22 protein-coding genes are annotated in these 26,116 nt (G+C 71.6%); 8 read left to right on the forward strand and 14 right to left on the reverse strand.

Features of this window, described 5'->3' with window-relative positions; translation table 11 throughout:
* Positions 1-54: 54 nt before the first annotated feature.
* From mscL to ACZ6R6_RS32430, 4 genes are all read right to left on the reverse strand, one after another.
* A complete protein-coding gene (gene mscL, locus ACZ6R6_RS32415; RefSeq protein ID WP_470099794.1) occupies positions 55-483 on the reverse strand; it encodes a large conductance mechanosensitive channel protein MscL in 429 nt (142 codons plus the stop codon).
* A gap of 51 nt (positions 484-534) precedes the next feature.
* Positions 535-735 carry a DUF397 domain-containing protein gene (locus ACZ6R6_RS32420; protein ID WP_470099796.1) on the reverse strand — a complete coding sequence of 67 codons (201 nt, stop codon included), beginning with the start codon at positions 733-735 and terminating at the stop codon, positions 535-537.
* Positions 736-971: 236 nt separating this feature from the next.
* The gene (locus ACZ6R6_RS32425; protein ID WP_470099798.1) at positions 972-1,184 is read right to left on the reverse strand and encodes a DUF397 domain-containing protein; all 213 of its coding nucleotides are present in this window, start codon (positions 1,182-1,184) and stop codon (positions 972-974) included.
* A 54-nt stretch (positions 1,185-1,238) separates the two neighbouring features.
* A complete protein-coding gene (locus ACZ6R6_RS32430; protein ID WP_470099800.1) occupies positions 1,239-2,090 on the reverse strand; it encodes a helix-turn-helix domain-containing protein in 852 nt (283 codons plus the stop codon).
* 236 nt (positions 2,091-2,326) lie between these two features.
* Between ACZ6R6_RS32430 and ACZ6R6_RS32435 the strand changes: the two genes are divergently transcribed.
* The 5 genes from ACZ6R6_RS32435 to treZ all read left to right on the forward strand — a co-directional run bounded on the left by ACZ6R6_RS32435 (position 2,327) and on the right by treZ (position 12,345).
* Complete coding sequence (locus ACZ6R6_RS32435) at positions 2,327-2,623, forward strand: hypothetical protein (protein ID WP_470099802.1); 297 nt, start codon at positions 2,327-2,329, stop codon at positions 2,621-2,623.
* A 243-nt stretch (positions 2,624-2,866) separates the two neighbouring features.
* Positions 2,867-6,082, forward strand: a complete 3,216-nt coding sequence (locus ACZ6R6_RS32440) for a BTAD domain-containing putative transcriptional regulator (protein WP_470099804.1) — start codon at positions 2,867-2,869, stop codon at positions 6,080-6,082.
* A 268-nt stretch (positions 6,083-6,350) separates the two neighbouring features.
* Positions 6,351-8,456 carry a glycogen debranching protein GlgX gene (gene glgX / locus ACZ6R6_RS32445; RefSeq protein ID WP_470099806.1) on the forward strand — a complete coding sequence of 702 codons (2,106 nt, stop codon included), beginning with the start codon at positions 6,351-6,353 and terminating at the stop codon, positions 8,454-8,456.
* Positions 8,449-10,632, forward strand: a complete 2,184-nt coding sequence (treY, locus tag ACZ6R6_RS32450) for a malto-oligosyltrehalose synthase (RefSeq protein ID WP_470099808.1) — start codon at positions 8,449-8,451, stop codon at positions 10,630-10,632. Before glgX ends, treY begins: the two co-directional genes overlap by 8 nt.
* A gap of 3 nt (positions 10,633-10,635) precedes the next feature.
* On the forward strand, positions 10,636-12,345 hold the full coding sequence (gene treZ / locus ACZ6R6_RS32455; RefSeq protein WP_470099809.1) for a malto-oligosyltrehalose trehalohydrolase: 1,710 nt from the start codon (positions 10,636-10,638) through the stop codon (positions 12,343-12,345).
* Here the strand turns inward: treZ and ACZ6R6_RS32460 are convergent, their stop codons facing one another.
* From ACZ6R6_RS32460 to ACZ6R6_RS32495, 8 genes are all read right to left on the reverse strand, one after another.
* Positions 12,346-13,704: a DUF4407 domain-containing protein gene (locus ACZ6R6_RS32460; protein ID WP_470099810.1), complete on the reverse strand. Its 1,359-nt coding sequence runs from the start codon at positions 13,702-13,704 to the stop codon at positions 12,346-12,348. It lies immediately after the preceding gene.
* A complete protein-coding gene (locus tag ACZ6R6_RS32465; protein WP_470099812.1) occupies positions 13,694-15,253 on the reverse strand; it encodes a hypothetical protein in 1,560 nt (519 codons plus the stop codon). The genes ACZ6R6_RS32460 and ACZ6R6_RS32465 overlap by 11 nt, the downstream gene beginning before the upstream one ends.
* Positions 15,250-17,403, reverse strand: coding sequence for a hypothetical protein (locus ACZ6R6_RS32470; protein WP_470099814.1), 2,154 nt, complete (start codon positions 17,401-17,403; stop codon positions 15,250-15,252). The genes ACZ6R6_RS32465 and ACZ6R6_RS32470 overlap by 4 nt, the downstream gene beginning before the upstream one ends.
* A gap of 67 nt (positions 17,404-17,470) precedes the next feature.
* On the reverse strand, positions 17,471-18,190 hold the full coding sequence (locus ACZ6R6_RS32475; RefSeq protein ID WP_470099816.1) for a hypothetical protein: 720 nt from the start codon (positions 18,188-18,190) through the stop codon (positions 17,471-17,473).
* Positions 18,191-18,308: 118 nt separating this feature from the next.
* Positions 18,309-19,037, reverse strand: coding sequence for a Crp/Fnr family transcriptional regulator (locus tag ACZ6R6_RS32480; protein WP_470099818.1), 729 nt, complete (start codon positions 19,035-19,037; stop codon positions 18,309-18,311).
* A 296-nt stretch (positions 19,038-19,333) separates the two neighbouring features.
* Positions 19,334-20,287 (reverse strand): YbgA family protein, encoded by a 954-nt coding sequence (locus ACZ6R6_RS32485; protein ID WP_470099820.1) that lies wholly within the window; start codon positions 20,285-20,287, stop codon positions 19,334-19,336.
* A complete protein-coding gene (locus ACZ6R6_RS32490; protein WP_470099822.1) occupies positions 20,284-20,808 on the reverse strand; it encodes an RNA polymerase sigma factor in 525 nt (174 codons plus the stop codon). The genes ACZ6R6_RS32485 and ACZ6R6_RS32490 overlap by 4 nt, the downstream gene beginning before the upstream one ends.
* A 155-nt stretch (positions 20,809-20,963) precedes the next feature.
* Entirely contained in the window at positions 20,964-22,073 is a 1,110-nt protein-coding gene (locus ACZ6R6_RS32495; protein WP_470099824.1) for a MerR family transcriptional regulator, read from the reverse strand.
* Positions 22,074-22,210: 137 nt separating this feature from the next.
* On the opposite strand from ACZ6R6_RS32495, the gene ACZ6R6_RS32500 reads away from it, so the two are divergent.
* The 3 genes from ACZ6R6_RS32500 to ACZ6R6_RS32510 all read left to right on the forward strand — a co-directional run bounded on the left by ACZ6R6_RS32500 (position 22,211) and on the right by ACZ6R6_RS32510 (position 25,050).
* On the forward strand, positions 22,211-23,491 hold the full coding sequence (locus ACZ6R6_RS32500; RefSeq protein ID WP_470099826.1) for a cryptochrome/photolyase family protein: 1,281 nt from the start codon (positions 22,211-22,213) through the stop codon (positions 23,489-23,491).
* A 126-nt stretch (positions 23,492-23,617) separates the two neighbouring features.
* The gene (locus ACZ6R6_RS32505) at positions 23,618-24,559 is read left to right on the forward strand and encodes a hypothetical protein (protein WP_470099828.1); all 942 of its coding nucleotides are present in this window, start codon (positions 23,618-23,620) and stop codon (positions 24,557-24,559) included.
* 89 nt (positions 24,560-24,648) lie between these two features.
* A complete protein-coding gene (locus ACZ6R6_RS32510) occupies positions 24,649-25,050 on the forward strand; it encodes a VOC family protein (protein ID WP_470099830.1) in 402 nt (133 codons plus the stop codon).
* Positions 25,051-25,052: 2 nt separating this feature from the next.
* Here the strand turns inward: ACZ6R6_RS32510 and ACZ6R6_RS32515 are convergent, their stop codons facing one another.
* Both ACZ6R6_RS32515 and ACZ6R6_RS32520 read right to left on the reverse strand, forming a co-directional pair.
* Positions 25,053-25,388, reverse strand: a complete 336-nt coding sequence (locus tag ACZ6R6_RS32515) for a hypothetical protein (protein WP_451930182.1) — start codon at positions 25,386-25,388, stop codon at positions 25,053-25,055.
* Positions 25,389-25,425: 37 nt separating this feature from the next.
* Entirely contained in the window at positions 25,426-26,103 is a 678-nt protein-coding gene (locus tag ACZ6R6_RS32520; protein ID WP_470099832.1) for a uracil-DNA glycosylase, read from the reverse strand.
* Positions 26,104-26,116 lie beyond the last annotated feature (13 nt).

The following is a 26,116-nucleotide window of genomic DNA, read 5'->3' on the forward strand; positions in this document are numbered from 1 at the left end:
ACTGGGGGAGTCCACATCCCCGTCGGTATAGCCGGGGACTCCACGTCTCCGCCGTCAGGCGGGTGGTCTGTCCGCGGAGCGGACCCGGGACAGCTCCACGGTGCAGAAGGCGCAGCGGCTCGCCTCGACGGGGAGGTCGCTGAGGCACTCCGGGCACTTCTTCTCGGTGGCCTCCTTGTCCCGGTCGAAGAAGGCGATGACCCGGGTCATCGGCATCACGACCAGCCAGTAGACGACGGAGGCGATGATGAGGAAGGTCAGCAGGTGGTTGACGAAGTCGCCGTACATGAACTTGGCGCCGTTGACCGTGAAAACATATGTCGAGAAGTCCGGTCCGCCGTCTCCGGTGATGGCCGCGATCAACGGTGTGATCAGATCCTTGACCAGCGCCTGCACCAGGCCGCTGAAGGTCGCGCCGATCACCACCGCCACGGCGAGTTCGACGAGATTGCCTCTCATCAGGAATTTCTTGAATCCGCCCATCCTTGGCGTCCTCCACTCGTGAGAACGCTCGGACTACCCCCGCGGCGGAGGTCAAACGTCGAAAGCCCCGTTCTTCACGGCCTTGACGAAGGCGCTCCACTCTTCCTGGGTGAACGACAGGACGGGTCCGGTGCCGCCGTCCTTGCTGTCCCGCACACCGACCCAGCCGTCCTGCGAAGCGATTTCGACGCAGGTGCCGTTGTTGCACTTGGATCGCCAGACTGCTCCATGGAACCGCGAGCCGCTGTCCATGCGTCTCCTCCCGGAAAGATTGACAACTCTTCCCAGGGAAGAGCGTCGCGCCGCGAGAATTATAATCTATTTTCACGTCGCGGACCTGTGGTCGTCCGCTGTGATTGCCGGGGGCGAGTGCCTGGTGCGCCGCCGCGGACGGCTCCCGCGGCCGGCCGGTGACAAGGAGACGGCGCCGGCGGGATCCTCCGCCGACGCCGTCTCAAGGTCTCAGGCCTCCGTGTGGGAAGCCGGTTCTACAGGTCGAACTTTCCGTCCTTGATGCTGTATATGAAAGACTGGAATTCCGCCGTGGTGAACTCCAGGACCGGTCCACTCTTGTTCTTGCTGTCGCGCATGCCCACGCCCCCGTCGGGAAGCCGGGCGATTTCCACGCAGGAGCCGTTGTTGCACCGGCTTGACACCTGCCACTGAAGGGTGGCGGGCTCAGTGGTTTTGGAAGACGTCATCGTCTCTCCATGGGAATTCGTTGGGATTGTCGGTCGGATGACGGAATGCGCCGGTCAGGCAGCGAACCTATCGTATGCCCTCGCGATGTGGACGGCTGACTCCTGTGGGCTCAGGGCCACTGCGCGAAGATGGTTGAGCGTTTCTCTGAAACGTTCGAGCTCTCTGGCTTTCTCCAGGTAGAAGCTACCCATGAGGGTGTCGAGATACACGGTGTCGCCGATTGTGGGATCGGAAAACTCCAATAAAATGAAAGCACTGTCGAATCCCATGTGCGCGCCGACGGTGAAGGGGATCACCTGGATGGTCACGTGGGACAGCTCGGAGGCCTTTCCGAGGTGCTCCAGCTGCTTCCTCATGACATCGGCTCCGCCCACATGGCGGTGCAGCACGGATTCGTCGAGAAGCACCCAGTATTTCGGCGGATGGGGCCCGTGCAGGCGTTCTTGGCGCCTGAGCCGGTAGGTTACCCGTTCTTCCAGAACGTCCTGCGCCATTCTCGGCAGATATCCCTTGATGACCGCGCGGGCGTAGTCTTCGGTCTGGAGGAGGCCGGGGACGGTCGTCGTCTCGTACTCCGAGATCGCCGTGGCGTCGATCTCCAGGCCGAGGAAGGGGCGGAAATCGACGTCCTCCGTCTCCTGCCACCACACCTGCTGCTTGGCCTCCCGGGCCAGGGACATCAGGGCGTCGATCTGCGCCTGGTCGGTCATCCCGTAGAACAGGCACAGGTCGCGCACGTCCCGGGGCAGCGCGCCGCGCTGGGCGGTCTCGATCCGGCTGATCTTCGCCGGTGAGCATTCGAGCTGTTCGGCGGCCTCTTTGATGCTCCTGCCGGCCTGTTCGCGGAGCTCGCGCAGGCGGCTGGCGAGCTGCCGGCGGCGCAGGGTGGGGTTGGTGCCGGCCATCGGCGCTCACCTCTTCTTCCCCGACGGTGCAGGGCGGCTGCCGCCTCGCTCATGGAAGCCTTCCCAGGCCGTGGCGATGGTAACAGTCAAACGGCAGTATCGTCTGGCAATCCCAGAAGGTAACCACCAGAGGTACATTCCTGTGGTAATTGCCAATGGCAGTCGTCTATGGCACAGACCAGGGTAAAACAGGAGCGAGGCCCCACTGGGGTGAACCTTCAAGGAGGTGACGGTCCTTGAAGCACGACATCGGAGTCCGCGGCGGTCCCTGGATCGGTGCGGGCAGCTTACTGATCATCTGCCTGCGGGCGCTGGACGTCTCGATCTTCGCGGAGGTGGACGCGTTCGCGTGGGTGCAGGAATGGCAGATCGACCGCGGCAGGCTGTTCCGGCACACCTACCGCGACCCCCGGTTCGGCGCCCTGCTGAGGTGCGGGCTGTGCCGGGGCGAAGGCACGACCGGCGGGCACGAGCAGTGCTCGCTCTGCGACGGCACCGGGCGGATCGACCGGCTTCAGGTCGGGGGTGCGTGACGGTCGGGGCAGGTGACGATCGGGCTGAGTGACGCTCGGGAGGGGTGTGCCGAGCCGCGAGCGCCGTGCGCGGCTCGGCGCACCGTCGCGGGTCCCGCCGACGACCGGCGGGGCACGCGACGGGCCGCGCCCCGGGGCGCGGCCCGGGGAGCCCGCCGGCAGGCGGGACGGCGGGCATCCGGCCGGGCATGCCGGCGCGGTGCGAAAGGTACTATCGGCCGAGTTCGCGAGCGAGGTGGCCGGATGGACTTTCGTGTGCTGGGACCGGTCGGTGTGGTCGCCGACGACGGGACGCCGTTGGACATCGGGCCCTACCAGCAGCGGGCGGTGCTGGCCATGTGCATGCTCGCCGTCCCCCGTCCGGTCGGACCGCACCGGTTGATCGACGCGCTCTGGGAGGACGGGCCGCCGCCCGGCGCGGTCAACACCGTCCAGGCGTACATCTCCAAGCTCCGCCGCGTCTTCGAGCCCGGCAGGCGGCGGGACGTGCCCCCCGCCATCCTGGTCAGCAGGCCCGGCGGCTACGCCCTCGACATCCCCGAGACCGCGCTCGACCTGGCCAGGGCCCGTGAGCGGGCGGCCGAGGGCAGGCGCATGAGCGCCGGCGGCGAGCACGGGGCCGCCGGCCGGCAGCTCCGGCTGGCGCTGGAGGAATGGCGCGGGGAGCCGCTCGCCGACTTCGCGGGCGCCGCCTGGGCCGCCGAGGAGATCGCCCAGCTGACCGAGTTCCGGCTGGCGCTGGAGGAGGACCTGGCCGAGGCCGACCTCGCCCTCGGCCTGGGGGCCACGTTGACCGGCGCGCTGTCCCAGCTGGTCGCCGCCCACCCGTTCAGGGAGCGGCTCCGCGTGCTCGGCGCCCACGCCCTCTACCAGGCCGGGCGGCAGGCCGACGCGCTGGCCGTGCTCGCCGAGGGGCGCAGGCTCCTGGTGGAGGACCTGGGGCTGGACCCCGACCCCCGGTCGCGGGAGATGGAGCGGCGCATCCTCGCCCAGGATCCCGCCCTCACGCCCCGGGTCCGGACGGCGGCGCGCCGGCGCGCCCGGCTGGTCGGCCGGGACGCCGAGGCCGAGGCGCTGGACCTGGCGGTCACGGGTGAGGGGCACCAGGTGGTGCTGCTGGCCGGGGAGCCGGGGATCGGCAAGACCAGCCTGGCCGAACACGCCGCCGAGACCGCCCGCTCCCGGGGCCGCCGGGTGGTGTGGGGCCGCTGCTGGGACGGCAGCGGCACGCCGCCCTTCTGGCCGTGGACGCAGGCCGTACAGGAGCTGGTCGGCAGGGGCGGTGAGCTGAACCAGCTCGCCGCGGCCGGGCAGTTCCAGTTCTACGAGGCGTTCGCCCGGCTGCTGAACGAGCACGGCCGGCTCATGGTCGTCCTCGACGACCTCCAGTGGGCCGACGCGTCGTCGCTGCGGCTGCTGGAGTTCCTCGCCTCCACCCGGCTCTGCCCGGAGCTGGCCGTGGTGGCCACCTACCGCGACACCGACGTGCCCCCCGGCGGGGCGCTGGAGCACGCCCTCGGCGCGCTGGTACGGCTGCCGCACGTGCGGCGGCTCCTGCTGCGGGGGCTCGGCGAGGAGGAGATCCGCGAGTATCTCGGCCGGGCCGGCGCCGATCCGGACCGGGCCGGGGAGATGGACCGGCTGACCGCGGGCAACCCGTTCTTCCTGGGGGAGGTCCTGCAACTGGGGGAGACCCCGCAGGCCCTGTCCGACGTCGTACGCGGCCGGATGGCCGGCCTGCCGCCGGACACCGAGGAGGTGCTGACCGTCGCGGCCCTGCTCGGCCGGGACGCGGCGACCGACACCCTGCTCCGGGTGGTGGAGCTGCCCGAGGAGCGGGTGCTCGACATCGTCGACGCCGCGGTCCGGGCCCGGCTGCTGGTCGAAGGTGACGGTCTGACCTGCCGGTTCGTCCACGACATCGTCCGCGACGTGCTCCGCGAGGGGCTGCCGCCGCTGCGCCGCCGGCGGCTGCACGCGCGGATCGCCGAGGTGATGGAGGAGCGGAGCGGGACCCGTCTCACCGAGATCGCCCACCACTACCGCGAGGGCCTGCTGACCCCTCGGACGGCGGGCAAGGCCATCGGCTACACCCGGCGCGCGGCGGCCCAGGCGATGGCGCAGTTCGCCCACGAGGACGCGGTGGAGAACCTGGAACAGGCGATCTCGATGATCGACCGGCTCCCCCGGTCCGACGACGCGCTCCGCTGCGACCTCCTGATCGACCTGGCCGAGGCGCAGGCGGCGGCGGGCATGAGCATCGCGGCCCACGCCTCCCTGGAGGCCGCCGCGGAGATCGCCGAGGGGCTCGGCGACGACAACCGGCTGGCCCGGGCGGCGCTGGGCTTCTCCGACCCCATCCATCTGGCCATGTACGAGGAGATGACCGGCATCGACCGGCTCGCCGAGCGCATCGACCGGGTCCTCGCCTCCGGGCTGGCCGAGGGCTCGCCGTGGCGGGCCCGGCTGCTGGCCGCCGCCGCGATGACCGGTTTCACGGTCCGGCCCGTCGAGCGCAGCGTGGCGATGGCGCACGAGGCGGTACGGCTGGCCCGCCGTACCGGCGACGACCGGGCCCTGGCCAGCGCGCTGATCGTCCTGGAGATGCTGCTCAGGCACGACCGTGACCACGACGGCGCGCGGGCGGTCATCGACGAGATCGTGGAGATCGGCCGCCGCACCGGCGACCTGGCCACCGAGTGGGTCGGCCGCGAGTCCGAATACGTCGAGCTGCTCTCCCTGGGCCGGACCGGCCAGGCCGTCGAGCTGCTGACCTGGCTCAGGAAGACCGCCGACCGGCTCCGGCTCCCCTCGATGGTCAGCCTGGCCGCCTGGCAGGGCGCGATCCTGTCCTACCTGGGCGGGCGTCTCGCCGACGCCCTCGTCGCGGCCGAGGAGTCCGGCGCGGCCCACCCGGAGGGGGCCCTGGGCCGGGGCGACGCGCACCTGCGCAGCGGGGTGTTCCGCTTCCTCGCGCTGAGGGCGGAGGGCGCGGCCGCCGAGGCGCTCGCGCTGGCCGACGAGACGCTCGGCCGCCGCCCCGGCCAGCGGTCCTGGCGGATCCTGCGCTGCCTGGCCCTGATCGACCTGGGCAGGGCCGACGAGGCACGGGCGGAGTTCGCCGCCTCCTCCCGAGACGGCTCCGCCTCCGTCGGACCGGACCTGGCCTACCGGTTCGTTTCGGACGCCGTCAGCGAGATCTGCCTGGCGCTCGGCGACGTGGCCGCCGGGCAGGTCCTGTACGACCGGCTGGCGCCCAGCGCGGGCCGGTTGCTGGGCTGGTCGGTGACCGACCTGTGCCTGGGGAGGCTGGCCCTGCTGGCCGGCGACCCCGATCGGGCCGGGGCGCACCTGCGGGCGGCGGAGGACTTCGTCCGCCGCGCCGGGGCGGAGGTGTACGGGCCGGCGCTCCGGGACCTGCTGGCCCGGCTCCCCGCCCGGGGGGCGGCGCCCCGGTGAGCCCGGGGCGCGGCCCCCGCACAGGACGCGCCCGGTGAGCCAGGGACACGGCCGCCCGCCCGGATCCGCCGCCCTCCGGAGCGGGACGCCCGGCCGCCGCCGCGCGGGGAGCCCGGTCACGCACGTGCTGAACCTTTCATGGGCCGGCCGGAGGATCCTTGACCTTCCCTAAGGAGAACGGGTACGGAGCTCGCCGTGTTGAGGGTGGGAAAGCACGCATGGCTAGGGCAGCATTGGGCATGTCTTCTCACCGCTGAAGGGCGGTGTAATGATCGAGATCTGGCCGGGTGACCCTTATCCCCTGGGGGCCACCTACGACGGCGCGGGGACCAACTTCGCACTCTTCACCGAGGCCGCGGAACGGGTCGAACTGTGTCTGTTCGACGACGACAACCAGGAGACCAGGGTCCCGTTCACCGAGTGCGAAGGATACGTCTGGCACGGTTACCTGCCCGGCATCGGCCCCGGGCAGCGCTACGGCTACCGGGTGCACGGCCCCTACGACCCGGCGCGCGGGCTGCGGTGCAACCCCGCCAAGCTCCTGCTCGACCCCTACGCCAAGGCGGTCGAGGGCGACGTGAAGTGGGACGAGGCGGCCTACGGCTACCGCTTCGGGCAGCCGGACAGCCGTAACGACACCGACTCGGCGGAGTTCGTCCCGCGCTCGATCGTCATCAATCCGTTCTTCGGGTGGGGACACGACCGGCCACCCGCCCGGCCGTACCACGACACGGTGATCTACGAGGCGCACGTCAAGGGCCTGACGATCAACCATCCGAAGATCCCCGAGCGGATCCGCGGCACCTACGCGGCCATCGGGCACCCGGAGATCATCGACCACCTGACCGCGCTCGGGGTGACGGCGATCGAGCTCATGCCGGTGCACCAGTTCGTCACCGACCACGTGCTCGCCGAGCGGGGGCTGACGAACTACTGGGGCTACAACAGCATCGCCTTCTTCGCCCCGCACAACGCCTACTCCAGCACCGGCCAGCGCGGCGGGCAGGTCCTTGAGTTCAAGGCGATGGTCAAGGCGCTGCACGAGGCGGGCATCGAGGTCATCCTCGACGTGGTCTACAACCACACCGCCGAGGGCAACCACCTGGGCCCCACGCTGAGCATGCGGGGCATCGACAACCCCAACTACTACCGGCTGGTCGAGAACGACGAGCGCTACTACATGGACACCACCGGGACCGGCAACAGCCTGTTCATGCGCTCCCCGCACGTCCTTCAGATGATCATGGACTCGCTCCGCTACTGGGTCATCGAGATGCACGTGGACGGCTTCCGGTTCGACCTGGCGGCGACGCTGGCCAGGGAGCTGCACGAGGTCGACCGGCTGAGCGCCTTCTTCGACCTGGTCCAGCAGGACCCGGTGCTGTCACAGGTCAAGCTGATCGCCGAGCCGTGGGACGTCGGCCCCGGGGGCTACCAGGTGGGCAACTTCCCCGCCCGGTGGACCGAGTGGAACGGCATGTACCGCGACACGATCCGCGACCTGTGGCGGGGCGAGCCGGCCTCGCTCCCGGAGTTCGCCTCCCGGCTGACCGGCTCCAGCGACCTCTACCAGGACGACAGCCGCCGCCCGGCCGCCTCGATCAACTTCGTCACCTGCCACGACGGGTTCACCCTCCAGGACCTCGTCTCCTACAACGGCAAGCACAACGAGGCCAACGGCGAGCACAACCGGGACGGCACCGACGACAACCGGTCCTGGAACTGCGGGGCGGAGGGGCCCGCCTCCCTCACGATCGAGTCGCTGCGCGAGCAGCAGAAGCGCAACTTCCTGACCACGCTGTTCCTGTCCCAGGGCGTGCCGATGATCTCCCACGGCGACGAGCTGGGGCGCACGCAGCAGGGCAACAACAACGTCTACTGCCAGGACAACGAGCTGAGCTGGGTCGACTGGTCCGACGTCCGGGAGAACTGGCTGCTGCTGGAGTTCACCCGGCGGCTGTCCAAACTCCGCGCCGACCACCCGGTCTTCCGGCGCCGCCGGTTCTTCTACGGCCGGCCGGTGCGGGGTTCGGAGGACAACCTCAGCGACATCGCCTGGTTCACCCCGCAGGGCGAGAAGATGACCGACGCGGACTGGAACGTGGGCTACGCCAAGTCGCTGGCGGTCTTCCTCAACGGCGACGCCATCACCGAGCCGGACCGCCGCGGACGGCAGATCACCGACGACTCGTTCCTGCTGCTGTTCAACGCCCACCACGACGTCATCAAATTCACGATTCCCAAGGACTACGGCGAGATGTGGCTGACCGAGATCGACACGGCGATGCCGATCACAGTGGAGACCCGGATCTGCCGGGCGGGCGAGGACGTGCCGGTGGTCGGCAGGTCGGTGAGGGTGCTGCGGCGTGTCTGAGCGATCGACCGGACCCATCTCGACCTACCGGATCCAGCTGACCCCCGACTTCGGCTTCGCCGAGGTCGCCGCGCTCGCCCCCTACCTGCGGGAGCTGGGGGTCAGCCACGTCTACCTGTCGCCGATCCTGCAGGCGGTGCCGGAGTCGCGGCACGGCTACGACGTGACCGACCACTCCCGGATCCGGGCGGAGTTCGGCGGGATCGAGGGCCTGCGGGCGCTGTCGGCGACGCTGGCCGGGCACGGGCTGGGGATCGTCGCCGACATCGTGCCCAACCACATGACGGTCCCGGTGCCCGAGTCGGGCAACGCGCCGCTGTGGTCGGTGCTCAAGGACGGCCAGGCCTCGCCGTACGCGCCGTGGTTCGACATCGAGTGGGTCGGCGGCAAGGTGAACATGCCGGTGCTCGGCGACGACACCGAGCCGGTGGCCGACGGCGACGTGCTGCGCTACCACGACCACGAGTTCCCCCTGCCCGACACCCACTACCGGCTGGTCGACTGGCGGCGGGGGCCCGGCTACCGGCGCTTCTTCGACGTGTCCTCGCTGATCGGGCTCCGGGTGGAGGACCCGGAGGTCTTCGACGCCACCCACCGGCTGATCCTGGAGCTGGTGGCGGAGGGGGTCGTCGACGGCCTGCGGGTGGACCACCCCGACGGGCTGGCCGAGCCGCGCGGCTACCTGGCGCGGCTCCGCGCGGCCTCGGGCGTGTGGACCGTGGCGGAGAAGATCCTGGTTGGCTCCGAGCGGCTGCCCGCGGACTGGGACTGCGACGGCACCACCGGCTACGACGTGCTCAACCGGATCACCAGGCTGTTCGTGGACCCCGCGGGCGCCGGGCCGCTGCTGGAGCTGTTCGTCAAGCACACCGGCATGCCGCACGACTACGCCACGGTGGTCGGGCAGTCCAAGCGGGAGGTCCTCGAGCTATTCTTCGCCGCCGAGGTCGACCGGCTGCACGCCGTCGTCGGCTCCGACCGCGAGACGCTGGTGGAGCTGCTCGCCGCGATGCCGGTCTACCGGGCCTACGCGGTGCCGGGAGAGCCGGTGCCCGCGGAGTCGGCCGCGATCGTCGAGGCGGCCGGGCGGGCCGCCGCGGCCCGGCTGCCCCAGGGCGCCCCGGTCGCGGAGGTCGTCGACAGGGTGCTGCGCGGCCCGGCCGAGGCGGTCACCCGCTTCCAGCAGACCTGCGGGCCGGTGATGGCCAAGGGAGTGGAGGACACCGCGCTCTACCGGTGGTATCCGCTGGCGTGCCTGAACGAGGTGGGTGGGGAGCCCGACCACTTCGACGGGGCCGTGGAGGGCTTCCACGCCTTCGCCCGGGAGATGTCGCCGACCTCGATGACGACGCTGTCCACGCACGACACCAAACGCTCCGAGGACGTGCGCGCCCGGCTGGCCGTGCTGTCGGAGCTGCCGGAGGAGTGGGCGGCGGCCGTCGGGGAGTGGTCCTCGAAGGTCTCCTTCGACCCGGTGCTGGACTATCTGGCCTGGCAGAACCTGATGGCGGCCTGGCCCATCGGTCCCGACAGGTTCTTCGACTACCTGTTCAAGGCGGCCCGCGAGGCCAAGACCTCGATCTCCTGGGCCGCCCCCGACCCCGCCTACGAGGCGGGCATCCGCGACTTCGTCACCCGGGCGATCGATGAGTGCGGCGCCTCCGTCGCGGAGTTCGCGGCCAGGATCGAGCCCCACGCCCGGTCCAACTCGCTGGGCCAGAAGCTCCTGCAGCTCATGCTCCCGGGCGTGCCCGACCTCTACTGGGGCAACGAGATCACCGACTTCTCCCTGGTCGACCCGGACAACCGGCGCCCGGTCGACTTCGCGCTGCGCCGCCGGATGCTCGCCGGGCAGGCCGGCACACCGTGGGACGAGGCCAAGCTGCTGGTCACCACCCAGGCCCTGAACCTGCGGCGGCGGCTGGACCCGGCCGCGCCGTACGTCCCGCTGGAGGCCGGCGAGCACGCGGTCGCCTTCGCGCGCGGGGAGCAGGCCGTGGCGGTGGTCACCCGGCTGCCGGTCGGGCTGGCCCGGCGCGGCGGCTGGGGGAACGAGACGGTCACGCTGCCGACCGGCGCCTGGCGCGACCTGCTGACCGGCGCCGAGCACACCGGCAGGATCCCGCTGGCCCACCTGCTGTCGGCCCACCCGGTCGCGCTTCTGGAGAGGGAGTAGCCCATGTTCGAGGTCTGGGCGCCGCAGGCGGCGGCGGTCGAGGTGGAGATCGACGGGGTCCGCCACCCGATGTCCGCCGGGGCGGGCGGCTGGTGGTCGGCGGAGGTGCCCGGAGCCGGGCACGGGACCGACTACCGGTTCCGGCTGGACGGCGGCGAGCCGCTGCCCGATCCCCGGACCCGCTGGCAGCCCGAGGGGATCTTCGGGCCGAGCCGGGTCTACGACCACGACCGGTTCGTGTGGAGCGACGAGCTGTGGCGCGGTCGCGGCCTGCCGGGGTCGGTCATCTACGAGCTGCACATCGGCACCTTCACCCCGGAGGGGACCTTCGAGGCGGCGATCGGGAAGCTGGAGCACCTCGTCACGCTCGGCGTCGACTTCGTCGAGGTCATGCCGGTGCCGCCGGTGCCGGGCGGCCGCAACTGGGGCTACGACGGGGTGGACCTGTGGGCCGTCACCGACAACTACGGCGGCCCCGACGGGTTCAAGCGGTTCGTGGACGCCTGCCACCGGCAGGGCCTCGGCGTGATCCTCGACGTCGTCCACAACCACCTCGGCCCGTCCGGCAACTTCCTGGCCCCGTTCGGCCCCTACTTCCACTCCAGCGCCTCCTCCTTCTGGGGGCAGGCGGTCAACCTGGACGGTCCCGGCTCCGACGAGGTGCGCCGCTACTTCATCGGCAACGCGCTGCAGTGGCTGCGCGACTACCACGTCGACGGTCTGCGGCTGGACGCCGTGCACGCGCTGCACGACAAGCGGGCCGTGCACCTGCTGGAGGAGATGGCGGCCGAGGTGGAGGCGCTGTCGGCGGCGGTGGGCAGGCCGCTGACGCTCATCGCCGAGTCCGACCTCAACGACCCCCGGCTGATGACCCCGCGCGAGGCCGGCGGGTACGGCCTGGCGGCCGCCTGGAACGACGACCTCCACCACGCCCTGCACGTGGCGGTGACCGGGGAGCGGCACGGCTACTACGACGACTTCGCCGGCGCGCTGCCCAAGGTGCTCACCTCGGCCTACTACCACGACGGCACCTACTCGTCCTTCCGGGGACGTTCGCACGGCCGCCCGGCCCGGCACGTCCCCGGCTACCGCTTCGTCTGCTCCGCGCAGAACCACGACCAGATCGGCAACCGCGCCGAGGGCGACCGGATGGCGCCGGAGGCGCTGCGGCTGGCCGCCGGGCTGCTGCTGACCTCGCCGTTCACCCCCATGCTGTTCATGGGCGAGGAGTGGGGGGCGCGCACGCCGTTCCTGTTCTTCACCGACCACGTCGAGCCGCAGCTGCGCGAGGGCGAGGCCGACCGGCGGCGGCGGGAGTTCATCGGCTTCGGCTACGACGACTGGGCCGACAAGGCGCCGGACCCGGGGGAGGAGCTGACGTTCCTGCGCTCCAAGCTCGACTGGAGCGAGCTCGACGACGACGCCCACCGGGCCCATCTCGACTGGTACCGGGCCCTGATCGCGCTGCGCCGCGCGCATCCGGACCTGTCGGACCCGAGGCTCGACCGGGTCCGGGTCGAGCACGGCGAGGGCTGGCTGGTCGTCCACCGGGGCGGGTTCCGGGTGGCCGTCAACTTCGGCGCCGCGCCGGTGTCGCTCGACCTCACGGCCCCGGCCAGGGCCGTGCTGGCCTCCGACCCCGGCGTCCACCTGGACTCCGGCCTCACCCTCCCGGCCCGCTCCCTGGCGGTGCTCCGCCTCACCGGGACCTGATCAGCCCTGATCGGCCGGTCCGGAGCCGCGCTCGGTGTCGATCGCGCCGAGTTCGGCGCGGATCGCGGCCTCTCGCCTGGCGTCCAGGATCCCCGCCCGGCGAGAGGCGGCCGTCATGTGCTCCCGGACCTTGAGCTCGGACTGGTGGGCGTGGACCTCGTCGGCGTCCCGCCGCACGCGCCTGCCGCGGTCCAGATCGACCGTGTGGGCCTCCTCCCGGTCGGAGAGCTGCTCGGCCAGCCGCCGGTCGTAGGAGGTGGGACGGCTCAGCAGCTTGGTCAGCACCGGAGAGCAGTCGATCAGCAGGAACAGCAGCGTGAGGAGGACGTGGGCGACCAGGATCGAGTTCTTCTCGGCCGAGAGCGCCGCCAGCGTCTCCATCCGCTCCAGCAGCCCCGGACTGTCCGGCCGCGTCGCCTGCTGCCTGGCCACCTCCGCGTCGATCGCCGCGGTGACCCGGATGTCGTACTCCCTGCCGGAGACCTGCTCGGCGCCGGAGAGATCGATGATCTGCCTGTCCAACGAGGCCAGGTCCGTGGACAGCTGCCCGATGTTGCTGGTGGTCCGGTAGTCGTTCACGTCGGCGCGGAGCCTCGCGCAGTTCGGCCCCTCGCCGGCCCGGCCGGTCCGTCCGGGGCCGGGCGTGCCGTTGCACTCCAGGTCGGAGGCGCGCTGCTTGCGGGCCAGGATCCGCTGCTTGGCGTTGAACTCCTTGGAGAGCTGCGCGCGCTTGGCCTCCAGGGTCCTGCGCGCGTCGCCGTCGTTGGGCTTGGGGAGGTTGAGCCTGAACGCCTGGCACCTCCGCGGATCGGCGGCCGGCTCTCCGGCCTTCGGATAGCAGGAGGCGTAGTCGCTGCGCAGGGTCTTGTCGGTCTCCTGGTAGTCCCGCTCGATCCGCTGCAGGATCGCCGACTCGAAGATCCTGACCGTCAGCGGCTCGGCGATGATCACACCGACCACCACGGCGATCAGCAGGCGGGGCAGCAGCATCCGCCGCCGTCCCCGGCCGATCACGCCGTTGGTGCTGATGACCAGCCAGCTGTCGAGGATCCCGATGAGCACGCCCCAGAGGAGGGCGACCAGGATCACCACCGGCCACGGCGCGCCGAAGACCGACTGGAGCGCGTACCCCATCGAGACCGCCGCCATCACGGCGGTGGCCACCACCAGCGCGCCCTGGCGGGTGTAGCGGGGCCGTTCCTCCGGCACCCGGGTGAGCAGCACCTCGTCGATCCCGACGACGGAGCGGAGCAGGCGGCCGGGGCTCCACGCCCCTCGCGGGCGGTAATCGTCGCGTGGGTCCCGCGGGGGTGTCCCGCCACCCGCTCCGGTGGCCTGGTCCACCGTCTCAATCGCCAATGTCTTCCTCCTTCAGCCGGGCGGGGCGGTCGCCGTCGGCGTACCGGTGCTCGTCGGCGTATCGGTGCCCGTCGGAGTACCGACGCTCGTCGGAGTATCGACGCTCGTCCGGGCCCGGCGTGTCCCGGAGCGCGGGCCGGGCGTCGTCGCGGTCGATCTCCGCGTGCTCCTCACGTCGCAGGGGACGTCTGCGGTTGGTGATCTCCTCGGCCAGCCGCTGCACCTGGTCGAACATGGAGCCCTGGTCGCCGTGGCCCCGCTCGATGAGGATGCGGGCGAGCTCCAGCTGGGCCGCGGCCTCCCTGTCCTCGATCTCCTCCGCGCGCCGCCGCGCCGCGGACTCCGCCGCGGCCTTCCGGTCCTCCAGCTCCTGCTCCCGCTGCCGCGCCTCGGCCTGCCGCCTGCGCTCCCACTGGATCCCGTCGCGGCGGTCGTCGCGTTCCCACTCGGCCCGGGTGACCTCCCACTCCTGGCCCCACCGGCTCCTGTCCCGCTCCGTCTCGCGCCTCCACCGGCGCTCCTCCGCCTCGTCCTCCCGCCGCAGCCGTTCGCGCTCGTCGGACCGGGTCAGATGATCACTGGCACTCAGGCCGCCCTGGACCCGCGTCATCGCCTCGACCTTTCCGGGGTCGTCACCCACGGCCTCGTGCAGGCGCAGGCCCTCGTCGATGTCGAAGGTGCGCTGCCGGTAGTCGCGCCGCCGCTGCTCCTCGGCCTCGTCGTACTGCATCTTCCAGCCGAACTCCCGCTCGACGATCTGCCGTTCCTGGTCGAAGGCGACCCGCTGCCGGTGGAGCCGTTCCTGGAGTTCGATCCGCTGCGTCTCCACCTCCTGCTGGAGCTTCTCGATGTGGGCCTGGGCCGCGAGGTTCTCCTCTTCGAGGGCGCGCTCCTTCTCCCGCTGCCTGCGCAGGGTCTCGTCCCGGCGCTGCTCCTCCAGGATCTCGGCGGGGGTCAGCACCTCCACCGCCGTCAGCTCGACCATCATGCCGGTGAAGATCGGGGGTCTGGTCTTGGCGTACGCGTCCAGCACCGACCTGAACCGCCGGTGCGCCTCACGGACCGCCTCGATGCCGTACTCCATGCCGAGGTGCTGGATCCCGTCGCAGCCCTTGAGGTAGGTGAGCAGGGCCTCCCGGATGTCCCGGCGGCCGCCCTCGGCGATCCGCAACGGGTCGCGGACGGTGCACGCGAACGTCGCCCTCAGCGTGAAGTCCTGCAGGCCGCCCTCCGAGGGCACCTGCATCTCCAGGACGACGGGCCGTTCCCGGGTCATGTCGACGACGCAGTAACTCGTGGCGTTCGCCAGGTCCTGGTCGCGGTCCCTGGGGCTGCCGTCGTCGGCGCGCACGAGCTTCCTGCCGACACGCAGGACGACGACCTCGTGCGGGAGCGGATAGGGCACGGCGCCCGGCTCACGTTGGGCCGGCCCCTTCCTCCAGAACCGGTTCCGGCTGGCGGTGGGCGCGAGCGTGTCCAGAGCGGTGATCGGATAGCCGGCGGGGGCCGGCGGGGGCGGTGACGGTTCGGTGGTGATCGGCTGGGTCATCGGCTCTCCACGGGGCGCGGTCGGGAGTTCGGCACGAAGATCGACAGCAGGATGGTCAGGAGCAGCCGGCCGGTGCTCTGCGGATCCCTGCGGCGGTTCACATATCGCTCGAACTCGCTTCTGAACAGTCCGTGCTCGTGCTCCGGGAGGTTGTCGGCCAGGGCCTCGGCCAGCGGGCGCAGCCGCCCCTCCGGAGAAGGACTGAGCACGCTCATGGCGTGCAGGACGTCGTAAAGGGCCGCGAAGGCGGCGGCGCGGGCCGGCCGGTTGACGATGGCGGCGCTCCAGACCTTGGCGAACGGTCCGTGGAGCGTGCCCGGCATCAGCAGGTGGCGGGCGGCGGCCGGGTGCCCGGTGGTCTCGTCCCTGATCGACAGTACGGCGAGGGCCACGTTCAGCGTGCGCAGCAGTTCGGGACTGCCAGGACGCGGATGCTGTCTCAGCCGCATCTCCAGGTCGTCCAGCACCACCCTGGCGTCACGGGCCGCGACCGACACGAGCGTGGCGTAGAGCCGGGCCACCGCCTCCCGCCCGTCGTAGGGCGGCGCGTTCTCCATGAGGTGCCACAGCTGGCTCAGGGCCTCGGCGGGATAGCGCACCCCCAGCTCCCCGCAGAACGCCTCGGTGGCGGCCTGCCTGCGCAGGGCCACCCCGCTCCGGGACCACCGGATCGCCGTGCGCAGGGCCAGGGGCGCGGTCGTGTCCTCGACGCACATGCACCACAGGACGTAGATGACCGTGCCCCAGGAGCGCGGGCCGTACTCACCGGCCGACCAGGGTTGCAGGAACACCTCGCGGACGGCGTCGAAGGAGTCGTGCCCGCACAGCAGCGCCAGCCCGGCCGCGATCTGGAGGCGTGTCTCGGGCCCCGACATCTGGACGGTCTCCAGCAGCCAGGCGAAGACCGGCGCCCAGAAGCGGTCGTCGAACTGCACGCACAGCTCGGCGGCGACGTGCCTGCGGTAGCCGTACTCCCGGAAGACCAGGCAGCGCCGTGGCGGGCCGGGGACGCCGACGTCCATCTCGGTCACCAGATACTCGACCTTGACGAGCGCGTCGCCGTCGCGCCGTGGGCGGCGGGTGGCCAGGATGCCGGGGCGGGTGACCGGCCCCTCCGGCCCCTCCGGCTCCCCGGCCAGGGGAGCCGTCCGCTCCTTGAGGCGGGCCAGGTGGGCCTCGAAACGGCGCTCGGGCATGCCGACCATGAAGAGCAGCGCGGTGACCTCCAGGATCTCCTCGTCCGTCCGCCTGCCGTCCTCGAACCAGGCCGCCACCCGGCCGGTCAGGTCGAGGCCGCCGCGTGCCTCCTCCAGGGACACGCCCCTCGCGAGCTGTCCGGCGAACCGCACCACGTCGCCCAGGTCGTGGACGGAGGTGATCGCCTGGGCGGCGGCGGCGACCTGCGCGGGGTCGACGCCGTGCGCCAGGAGCATGTCCCGGTGGGCGGGGCGGTCCCAGCCGATGTGCGGTATCGACCCGGTCCGCGTGTCGGTGAGAGGTGTCACGACCGTGAGGACCAGGTAGGCCCCCGCCTCCTGCACCCGCCGCGCGATCTCGCCCAGCGTGAAGTCCGCCAGCTCGGTCTGCTCGCCGGAGCTCACCAGGCCGCACGCCAGATAACCGACCCCTCCGGTGTAGTCGCGTTCGGCGAGCCAGTCGAGCGGATCCGCCGGTGACAGCGTCACCAGCGGGCCGTCGGCGACCGTGTGGAGCAGGTTGATCGCAGCGGTCCGCTTGCCCAGGCCCGCCGCGCCGTACAGGGCGATCGCGTGGTTCCTGCGCAGCTCGGACAGGGCGTGCGCGTGCGGGGCCGGTGGCGCGTAGCGGTGCACGGCGGAGTCGACGTCGGCGGGTGAGACCTTGCCCGAGGCGCGGCGGCTCTGCGTCCGCGCCCCCTCGCCGGAGATCCCGATGGTGCCGCCCTGGGTGTGGACGTTCCCCAGGAAGGTCTGGAAGACCGTCTGGTCGATCCGGCCCTCCGGCGCCGGGCGGGCGGCCTTGCCGTCCGGCTCTCCGCCCGGTGGCCCGTCGTCGGGGGCTCCGCCGGGCGGCTCGGCGTCCGGCGGGGCGTCGGGGGCGGCCGCTCGGCTGCCGGCCGCTGTTTCCTGTGGTCCCTGCTCTTCGGGGGCGGCGGATGGGTCTGTGCTCAAGACGTCCTCAGACTGTCCGGGGCGGACATGTTCGTTGTTCCCAGGGGCGTTCCTGAGACGGGGAGGGTCAGCCGTTCGAGATTCCGATGGTGCCGCCCTGGGTGTGCACGGTGCCGTGGAACTCGTTGACGACGCTCTGGGACGCCTGGACCCGCTCGCGGGGCTGCGCGGCGGCCTGTCCCGCGGGGGCGCCGGGGGTGTCGGGGGAGAGGCGGCCTCGGGGAACATGGATCCACGCCCGCGTGGTGAGCTCCTTGACCCGCACGGTCACCTCGTGGAAGTCGCCGTCGCGCCAGGTGGTGAAACGGGCGGCGACGGTGCCGCGGTAGATCTCGTCGGAGACGATGAGCGCGAGGTTCGCCGATCCGGCGGCGGCGATCGCCTCGCGGAGCGGGTCGCAGTCCACCATCCTGCCGACGGCGACCGCCGCCGCTCCGGCGATGCCGTTGTCGGCCGGGCTGATCACGCCGACGTGGATGGCGACGCGCAGCCTTATCCGGGTGGCGGGCAGGGCGCCGGCGTTGTGCCGGTCGAGGGCGCCGTCGAGGTGGCGCACGAAGTCGTCCACGACCCGCGGCTCCGGCTCGCGGTCGGGAAGGATGGCGAACTCGCCGTCACCGGAGCTCTGGGTGAACCACTTCTTCCTGTTCAGCGCGGCGGCCGCGGCGGCCTCGTCCAGCAGGTGCAGGAAGTTGCGTTGGGTGACGTGCTGGTCTCGGTCGTCCCGTGTCCCGTAGCCGACGATATCGGTTTTGATCAGCAGCCGACGCCTGTGATTTCTGGACAAATCGGATGCCCTCCCGAGGGGGATCGTGGAGTTGGAGGGAGTAGTTTGCCACAGTCGATGATGATAGAAACCGCTCTTGTACGGAATTGAGTAATTAACGCGGAATGCTGGCTGTCATTCAGCGCTCAGAGGGTTTTTGTCGTATATCTTCATATTTGCGAAGAGCGTCAAGATTGAGGACGGTCACCCCTCGGTATCCCCCGCGGATCAGCCCGCGCGTCTTCAGCCGGGCCACGGCCTTGCCGATCGCGTCCGGGCCGGCGGCGATGAGCCGTCCCAGCTCGATCTGGGACATGGGCACTCCGAGCAGGTGTCCGTCCCGGTCGTGGGAGCCGTGCCGGTCGACCAGCTCCACCAGCACCCGGGCGAGCCGCTCGGCCACGGTGGCCTCGGCGAGGTCCAGCCGGCGGCGGTTGGACCAGTCGAGCCGCTGGGCCACCATCCGGGCGACCGCGCGGCCGACGGAGGGGTGGTGCTCCATGAAGGCGGCGAACCGCCTCTCCGGGATCATGTGGACCAGGCTGTAGGAGCAGACGGTGACGGTGGCCGTACGGGGCGCGTCGCGCAGTGTCGCGAGTTCGCCGACGAGGTCGCCGGAGACCCGGATGCCGAGCAGCGCCTCGGTGCCGGACTCCGAGACCAGGGTGACCTTCGCGCATGCCGGCCGGCCGGGGCCGGGAGCCTGCAGGAGATAGACCCGGCGGTCGTCGCATTCGCCCTGGCGGATCAGGACCGTGTCCGGGCCGCACCGCCGTACGGTGCCGAGAGCCAGGAGCGCCCCGCCGACAGTGGGCTCCAGATCCGTCATCAGCGTGTTCGGCGCCCAGTGGCCGGGCTCTGGCGTCATCGGTGCCGGGACGGGGCGGAGGACGGCCTGTCGTCGACCTCTCCGGGCCGGCCGCCGATGGGCCGGTGAATCTTCCGGGCGTTTCCCACGGGATCGTATTTTGTCATGCTTTCCGCGCCCTCTCCTGAATGTGCACGACAGCGTTCTGATCTTCGATCCGATGGTCGGCGTGTTCAAGCGGTGGGAGCCGGTTCCCGCGGTCGGCCCGTATCGATATGGCCACATCCCGGCGGTACGGCGGGCCCACGGTCCTCCGGCGGCGGGGGAGCGGTGGACGCGGCGACGGGGCCGGCGGCTCAGGCGGGGACGTGGTTGCGCAGGCGCAGCTCCTGCGGGTACGGCGAGAAGTATGTCTGGTCCCGGAGATACGCCGCGGCCGCGCCGCGCGCGTGATGGCGGATCAGGGTGGCCGGCACGCTGAGCGCCACCTGTCCGGCCTGGTAGGAGGCGATGACCTCGGCCAGGTCGGCCCGCCGGGTCGGGTCCAGCGCGTCGCTCACCATGCCCATGCAGTGCTGGAGCACGTTGACGTGGCGGCCGATGCTCGCCTTTCTGGCGAAGGCCGTGCCGAACGCGCGGGCGTAGTCGGCGGCCAGCTCCTCGCGGGGGCGCAGACCCGCCCGGGCCACCACCCGGCCCGCCTCGCGGTAGACCTCGGGGTCATGGGCCAGCATCTGCATCTTGTGCCGGGAGTGGAAGGCGACCAGGTCGCGTGCGCGCCAGTCGTCCTCCAGCAGCGCGCGGAGCCTGGCCTGGGCGAAGATCCGCTCCACGAAGGTCTCACGGAGCAGCGCGTCGTTCAGCCGCCCCTCGTCCTCCACCGGCAGCAGCGGGTGGGCGTCGAGGATCCGGGCCGCGAACACGCCCCTGCCCTTGCGGTCCACGGCCATGTCACCCGCGTAGAGAGGGACGCCGTGCACTCCGCAGCTGGGGCTTCTGGACTTGAAGACGTAGCCGTCCACGTCGAGGGCGCCCGCCCGACCGGCGGCCAGGGACGCCATCCGGTCGGTGAGGTCCACCCCGGTCTTCCTGGTGACCAGGCGCGGTCCCCGGGGGGAGCGTTCGAGGCGGAGGGACTCGCGCGGGGCGCCGAGGCCGATCTCCACCTCCGGGCAGATGTGCACCCAGTCGACATAGGGGTCCAGCTCCCCGCTGAGGAACCTGTCGCGGCTGTGGCCGCCGTTGAAGCGCACCAGCTCGCCCATCAGGCAGCTCGACACCGCGACCCGAGGTCTGACCTGGCCGTTCATGCCGCGACCTGGGCGAGGAGGTCCGACAGGCGGCGCAGGCCGCGGGCGGTGCGGGCCTTGACGGTGCCCAGCGGCACGCTCAGCCTCTCGGCGATCTCCCGCTGGGTCAGCTCGCCGTAGTAGGCCAGCTCGATGGCCTGGCGCTGCGGGGCCGGGAGCTCGGCCAGCGCCCGCTGGACCTGGTCGCGCTCGGCCAGGCCGTCCCCGTGGGTCCGGCCGTCGGTGCCTGCCGGGTCGGCCACCCCGTCCAGCGGCACTGTCTGCGGAGTGCGCGCCCTCAGGTGGTCCACCGCCCGGTTGTGCGCGATGCCGATCAGCCACGCCGTGAGGCTGCGTGCCGGGTCGAAGCGGTGCCGGCAGCGCCACACCTCGGCGAAGACGACCTGCTGCAGGTCTTCGACCTCCTGCGGGGGGACGAATCGCCGCAGGTAGGAGCGGAGGAGGGGGCCATGCGTACGGAAGCACTCGGTCAGCGCCGCATCGTCGCCCCGAGCGAGCCGGACGTTCAGGTCGTCTGTCATGGTGGTCACCCTTGCCGAGAAAACCTATTCAAAACTTATTCATACTCCTCCGTCGTGGTGATCGCAACCCTGGGTGACCGGACCGGCGCGCCTCCGGGGCAGGGAGTCGGCGCTGCTCCGGAGCGGGAGACTCGGGGGCTCCGGAGCCGGAATGGTCAGTGCAGCGCGGCGCTGATCCGGGTGAGGGCCTCACGGAAGGAGGTGACGTGCGGGATCGACGGCGGGAGCCCGCCCCCCCAGCCCGGGCCGCCGACGATGACGCGGCTCGCCGGGCGGAGCGGGGGGAGCGAGGCCAGCGGCGCCGGGTCACCGGTCTCGCGTAACTGGGACCAGACGAAGACCGCCGCCGGGCCGAGGCGGCGCATCGCGTCGGCCAGCGCCTGGTAGGGGGTCCGCGCCCCGAGCACCCGCGTCTCCACGTGGTGGTCGGTGGTCAGCACGGCGGCCAGGGCGTAGATCGGCAGGCTGTGCTGCTCGTCCTCGGCGCAGGCCAGCAGCACCGGCCGCCCGTTGACCGGACGGCTCGGGCGTTCGACGAGCGGGATCAGCGCGGCCAGCAGCCGGTCGGAGAACAGGTGCTCGATCTCGACGCTCGCGCCGGTCTCCGCCTGGCGCCTGCAGATCGTCCCGAAGACCGGGAGCACCAGGTTCTCCCAGGTCCACATGATCCCGTGCCTGTCCAGCGCCGCGCCGATCCAGCCGGACACGGTCCGGCTGTCCAGGGCGGTCGCCGCCCGCGCCAGCATCGCCGCGGTCGGTATCGAGGGCCGCACCCATGGCGCGGCGTCCGGGAGCCGCGGGTGGGTGAGGCCCGCCGCAGCGGACGGGGGCCGCCCGCCCGTGGGGGCCGGCGCGGTCTCCGGGAGCCGCCCGCCCGTGGGGGCTGGCGCGGCGGGTGGGAGCTGCCCGGAGGCGGCGACGGGCGCGGTCTCCGGGGGTGCGGGCCGGGCCGGACCGCCGGGAACGGCGGACGCCGGCCCGCCCCGGGGCTGAGCCTCCGCCGGGGCGGACGCGGTCCGCAGCACCATCCGCGCCGCGTCGGCGGCCGGGACCCCGGCTCTGATCAGCCGGTTCATCTCCTCAAGGCGCCGCAGGTCGCCGGCGTCGTAGCGGCGGTGGCCGCCCGGGCTGCGGCGGCTCGGGCCGATCCCGTAGCGCAGGTTCCAGGTGCGCAGTGTGGGAGCGGGCACGCCGAGCCGCCGGGCTACGGCCCCTATGCCGTAGCCCGGACCCTCCTCGGCGGTCTCCTGACCCTGCTCGTCCATACCCGTCTCACCCCATGCCCACGGTCGCATCACCAGCCTGCCAGGCGGCGCGGGTGCTTCATCCCCCTGAACGTCCTTTCGGCCGGCGGAGGCCGGCGGATGCAACCGCCGGTGGGGCGGCCGCGAAGCATCAGGTGATGGATACCGTCATTGTGCTGTTCAACCGCGATCTCCGGGTGCACGACCACCCGGCGCTGGCCGCCGCGTGCGCGGACGCCTGCCGCGTGGTGCCCCTGTTCGTGGCCGACTCCCGCATGCCCGCCGGCCACCGGGCGTCCTTCCTCGCCGAGTGCCTCGCCGACCTGCGCGGATCGCTCCGCCAGCGGGGCGGCGACCTCGTGGTCCGCCAGGGCGATCCGGTGGTGGAGACGGTCCGGCTCGCGTGCGAGCTCCCGGCCCAGGCGGTCTACCTCAGCGCGGACGTCAGCGCGCTCGCGCAGCGCAGGGAGCGGCGGCTCGCCGAGGAGTGCCGGCGGCACCGGATGGGCCTGCGCACCTTCCCCGGTGTGACGGTCGTGCCGCCGGACGCGCTCAGGCCCTCCGGCGGCGGCGACCACTACCGGGTCTTCACGCCCTACTGGCGGGTCTGGAGCGGGCAGCGGCGCCGGGAGGTGCTGAAGCCCCCCAACAAGGTGCCCGTCCCCGAGGGGCTGGAGGGCGGTCCGCTGCCGGTCGCCGGACACGGGCCGAACGGGCTGCTGTTCCCGGGGGGCGAGACGGTGGCGCGCACGCGGATGAGGCAGTGGCTGAAGTACTGCGTGGAGGACTACGCCGCGGGCCACGACGACCTCGCCGGGAACCGCACCTCCAGGCTCAGCCCCTACCTGCGCGCCGGCTGCCTGTCGCCGCTGGAGCTGGAGTCGCTGGCGGTCAACGGCGACGACTTCGTCAGGCAGCTGTGCTGGCGCGACTTCTTCCACCAGGTGACACGGGCCTTCCCGCGGATCAACCGCGACGACTACCGGCCGCGGGGGCAGCGGTGGCACGACGACGAGGACGCGGCGCAGGCGTGGAAGGAGGGCAGGACCGGGGTGCCGATCGTCGACGCGGGCATGCGGCAGCTGCTCGCCGAGGGGTGGATGCACAACCGGGCCCGTATGGTGACCGCGTCGTTCCTGGTCAGACGGCTCCGGGTGGACTGGCGGGTGGGGGCCGGGCACTTCTTCGACCTGTTGCTCGACGGTGAGGTGTCCAACAACTACGGCAACTGGCAGTGGGTGGCCGGGACCGGCAACGACACCCGGCCCAACCGGGTCGTCAATCCCGTACGGCAGGCCAGGCGGTTCGACCCGGAGGGCGAATACATCCGGCGTTACCTGCCCGAGCTGGACGGCGTGCCGACGAAGCTGATCTACGAGCCATGGCGGATGCCCACGAGGATCAGGGGCTATCCCGCCCCGCTGGTCCCGATGGACTGACACGGCCCTCCCCTGTCCCGGGGGAGGGCGGCAGGCTCCGCCGGCGGCCGTGGCGCCCGTCACGCGCCGGCGGGGTCCACCGCATACCGGACGGAACGATTTGACCGCTTCAGACGTCGCAAATATGTGACCTCCTTTGACAGCATCGATGACGACCTGCGCGCCGCCCGCGACCGGGTGCGACGGCTGGAACAGCTGACCAGGCAGCGCCAGGCGGTGGCCGTGCAGCTCGACGAGGTCGGGCAGCTCATCGGCGATCTGGAGACCCAGCTCGCCGAGGAGGAGCGCGACGTCTCCAAGCTGGAGGGCGGCGGTTTCAGCGCGTTCCTGTCCGGCCTGACCGGTTCCAAGGAGGAGAAGCTCGCCAAGGAGCAGGCCGAGGCGCAGGCCCTGCGGCAGCGCCTGGACGGGCAGCGGAACCGTCTCGAATGGCTCCGGAGCGACCGCGCGGCCGTGGAGAACGGCCTGGCCGAGGTCGCCCGCTCCCGGGAGGAGTTCGCCGCGCTGCTCGAACGCAAGGAGCGGGTGCTGGTCGAGACGGCCGACCCCCGGGGGCGCGAGCTCACCGAGCTCGGCCAGCGGCTCGCCGACACCCACGCCGACCTCCGCGAGCACGAGGAGGCCCATCACGCCGGGGTCGCCGCCGCCCAGGCGGTCGGTCAGGTCCTGCGCTCCCTCGGCAACGCCCGTGGCGCCTCCACCTGGGACATGCTGAGCGGCGGCGGCTTCGCGGACATGCTGGAGCACGGCCACATGCGCAACGCCGACGAGGCGGCCTGGCACGCCCAGCGGGCTCTGGACGCCTTCTCCCGCGAGCTCGCCGACGTCGGGGTGCACGCCAACCCCCAGCTCCCGAAGGTGGACACCCGCTGGTTCGTCGACATGTTCTTCGACAACATCATCACCGACGCGATCAAGCACCAGCGGATCGCCCGCACCGGTCAGGCCGTCGGCGAGGTCGCCCAGTGGGTGAACGGCACGGTCAACGACCTGGCCGCCCGCTGCGGCGAGCTGACGCGCCTGCGCGACTCCCTTGTCGCCCGCCGTGAGGACGTTCTCACCGGCTGACAAGAAGATCAGTCCAGTGGGCTGACGGGACCGGCCAACGGTGGCAAGCTCAGGGCTGAAGGCATCCCGTCGTCTCGATGGAGGACAGCATGTCAGCCCCTCGTGTGGTTCCGTTCCTTCGATACCAGGATGCCCCGGCCGCCATCGAGTGGCTGGGCAAGGTCTTCGGCTTCCGGCCGGCGCTGACGGTCCCCGGCCCGAAGGGCGGTATCGGACACGCCCGGCTCGTGCTGGGCGAGGCCGTGGTCATGCTGGCCTCGGTCCGTGACAGCGAGCCGTACCTGCGCAGCGCCCTGGACCTGCCGGCGGTCAGTCAAGGGGTGTTCGTCGTGGTGGAGGACCTGGAGGCCCACTACGAGCAGGCCAGCGCCAGGGGCGCGGAGATCGTGGTGGAGATCGAGGCCACCCCCGAGGGACCCAGGGTCTACCAGGCTCTGGACCTGGAAGGTCAACTCTGGGCCTTCGGGGACGGCTCCGTGGTCAACGACTGACCTCAGTGGTCGTGGTCGTGGTCGTGCTCGTCGTCCTCCTCCGAGGGGCCCTCGGAGGGCTCCACGCCCAGCACGGCCTCGCGGGGCTCGATCTGCTCGACGTGCTCGATCAGACCCAGGACGTGGTCCGGCTCGATGAGCCACTGCAGCGCCGTGGCGCCGCTGTCGTCGGCGGAGACCATCTCCGCCTGCTCCCTGCGCTCGTCGTCGTCCAGATCGGCCTCAGGGTGGTTGATCTCCTTCAGTGCGGCGGCCTGCAGTGCGCCGATGTCCTGCACTTCCACAGTCAGCTCAACCGTCAGCCGGAGATAGCGTTCGGTGCCCGATTCATCACTCATGGTGGAGATCCTAGTGCCCTCACGGAGTGAGGTCGGACTAGGGGAGCTTCCACTCCACCGGCGACGCGCCCTGCTGCGCGAGGAGCTCGTTGGCGCGGCTGAACGGGCGGGAGCCGAAGAAACCGCTCCGGGCCGACAGGGGGCTCGGGTGGGCCGACTCGATGGCCGGGACGTCGCCGAGCATCGGGCGCAGGTTGCGGGCGTCGCGGCCCCACAGGATCGCGACCATCGGCTTGTCACGCGCGGCGAGCGCCTTGATGGCCTGCTCGGTGACCTCTTCCCAGCCCTTGCCCCGGTGCGAGGCGGGCTTGCCCGGCATGACGGTGAGCACCCTGTTGAGCAGCAGCACACCGTGCTCGGCCCACGGGGTCAGGTCGCCGTTGCTCGGCATGGGCAGCCCGAGGTCCTCGGTGAGCTCCTTGTAGATGTTGCGCAGGCTCCCCGGGATGGGCCGCACGTCGGCGGCGACCGAGAAGCTCAGGCCGATCGGGTGACCCGGCGTGGGGTAGGGGTCCTGACCGACGATCAGCACCTTGACCTGGTCAAAGGGCTGCTGGAAAGCGCGGAGCACGTTGGGTCCCGAGGGGAGGTACTGCCGGCCTTCGGCGACCTCCTTCCGGAGGAAGTCGCCCATGGCGGCGACCTGCTCGGCGACGGGCTCCAGGGCCGTGGCCCACCCGGCTTCCACGACTTCGTTCAAAGGGCGTGCGGACATGCCGAAAACCCTA

The organism is Streptosporangium sp. NPDC048886 (assembly GCF_055586905.1).

Coding starts and splice junctions, on each gene's coding strand:
- ACZ6R6_RS32430 (WP_470099800.1), bottom strand. CDS start 2,090: ATGGCCGGCACCAACCCCACCCTGCGCCGCCGGCAGCTCGCCAGCCGC.
- ACZ6R6_RS32515 (WP_451930182.1), bottom strand. CDS start 25,388: ATGAGTGATGAATCGGGCACCGAACGCTATCTCCGGCTGACGGTTGAG.
- treZ (WP_470099809.1), top strand. CDS start 10,636: ATGTTCGAGGTCTGGGCGCCGCAGGCGGCGGCGGTCGAGGTGGAGATC.
- ACZ6R6_RS32485 (WP_470099820.1), bottom strand. CDS start 20,287: ATGAACGGCCAGGTCAGACCTCGGGTCGCGGTGTCGAGCTGCCTGATG.
- ACZ6R6_RS32420 (WP_470099796.1), bottom strand. CDS start 735: ATGGACAGCGGCTCGCGGTTCCATGGAGCAGTCTGGCGATCCAAGTGC.
- ACZ6R6_RS32480 (WP_470099818.1), bottom strand. CDS start 19,037: ATGACGCCAGAGCCCGGCCACTGGGCGCCGAACACGCTGATGACGGAT.
- mscL (WP_470099794.1), bottom strand. CDS start 483: ATGGGCGGATTCAAGAAATTCCTGATGAGAGGCAATCTCGTCGAACTC.
- ACZ6R6_RS32425 (WP_470099798.1), bottom strand. CDS start 1,184: ATGACGTCTTCCAAAACCACTGAGCCCGCCACCCTTCAGTGGCAGGTG.
- glgX (WP_470099806.1), top strand. CDS start 6,351: ATGATCGAGATCTGGCCGGGTGACCCTTATCCCCTGGGGGCCACCTAC.
- ACZ6R6_RS32510 (WP_470099830.1), top strand. CDS start 24,649: ATGTCAGCCCCTCGTGTGGTTCCGTTCCTTCGATACCAGGATGCCCCG.
- ACZ6R6_RS32495 (WP_470099824.1), bottom strand. CDS start 22,073: ATGGACGAGCAGGGTCAGGAGACCGCCGAGGAGGGTCCGGGCTACGGC.
- ACZ6R6_RS32500 (WP_470099826.1), top strand. CDS start 22,211: ATGGATACCGTCATTGTGCTGTTCAACCGCGATCTCCGGGTGCACGAC.
- ACZ6R6_RS32490 (WP_470099822.1), bottom strand. CDS start 20,808: ATGACAGACGACCTGAACGTCCGGCTCGCTCGGGGCGACGATGCGGCG.
- ACZ6R6_RS32520 (WP_470099832.1), bottom strand. CDS start 26,103: ATGTCCGCACGCCCTTTGAACGAAGTCGTGGAAGCCGGGTGGGCCACG.
- ACZ6R6_RS32440 (WP_470099804.1), top strand. CDS start 2,867: ATGGACTTTCGTGTGCTGGGACCGGTCGGTGTGGTCGCCGACGACGGG.
- ACZ6R6_RS32465 (WP_470099812.1), bottom strand. CDS start 15,253: ATGACCCAGCCGATCACCACCGAACCGTCACCGCCCCCGCCGGCCCCC.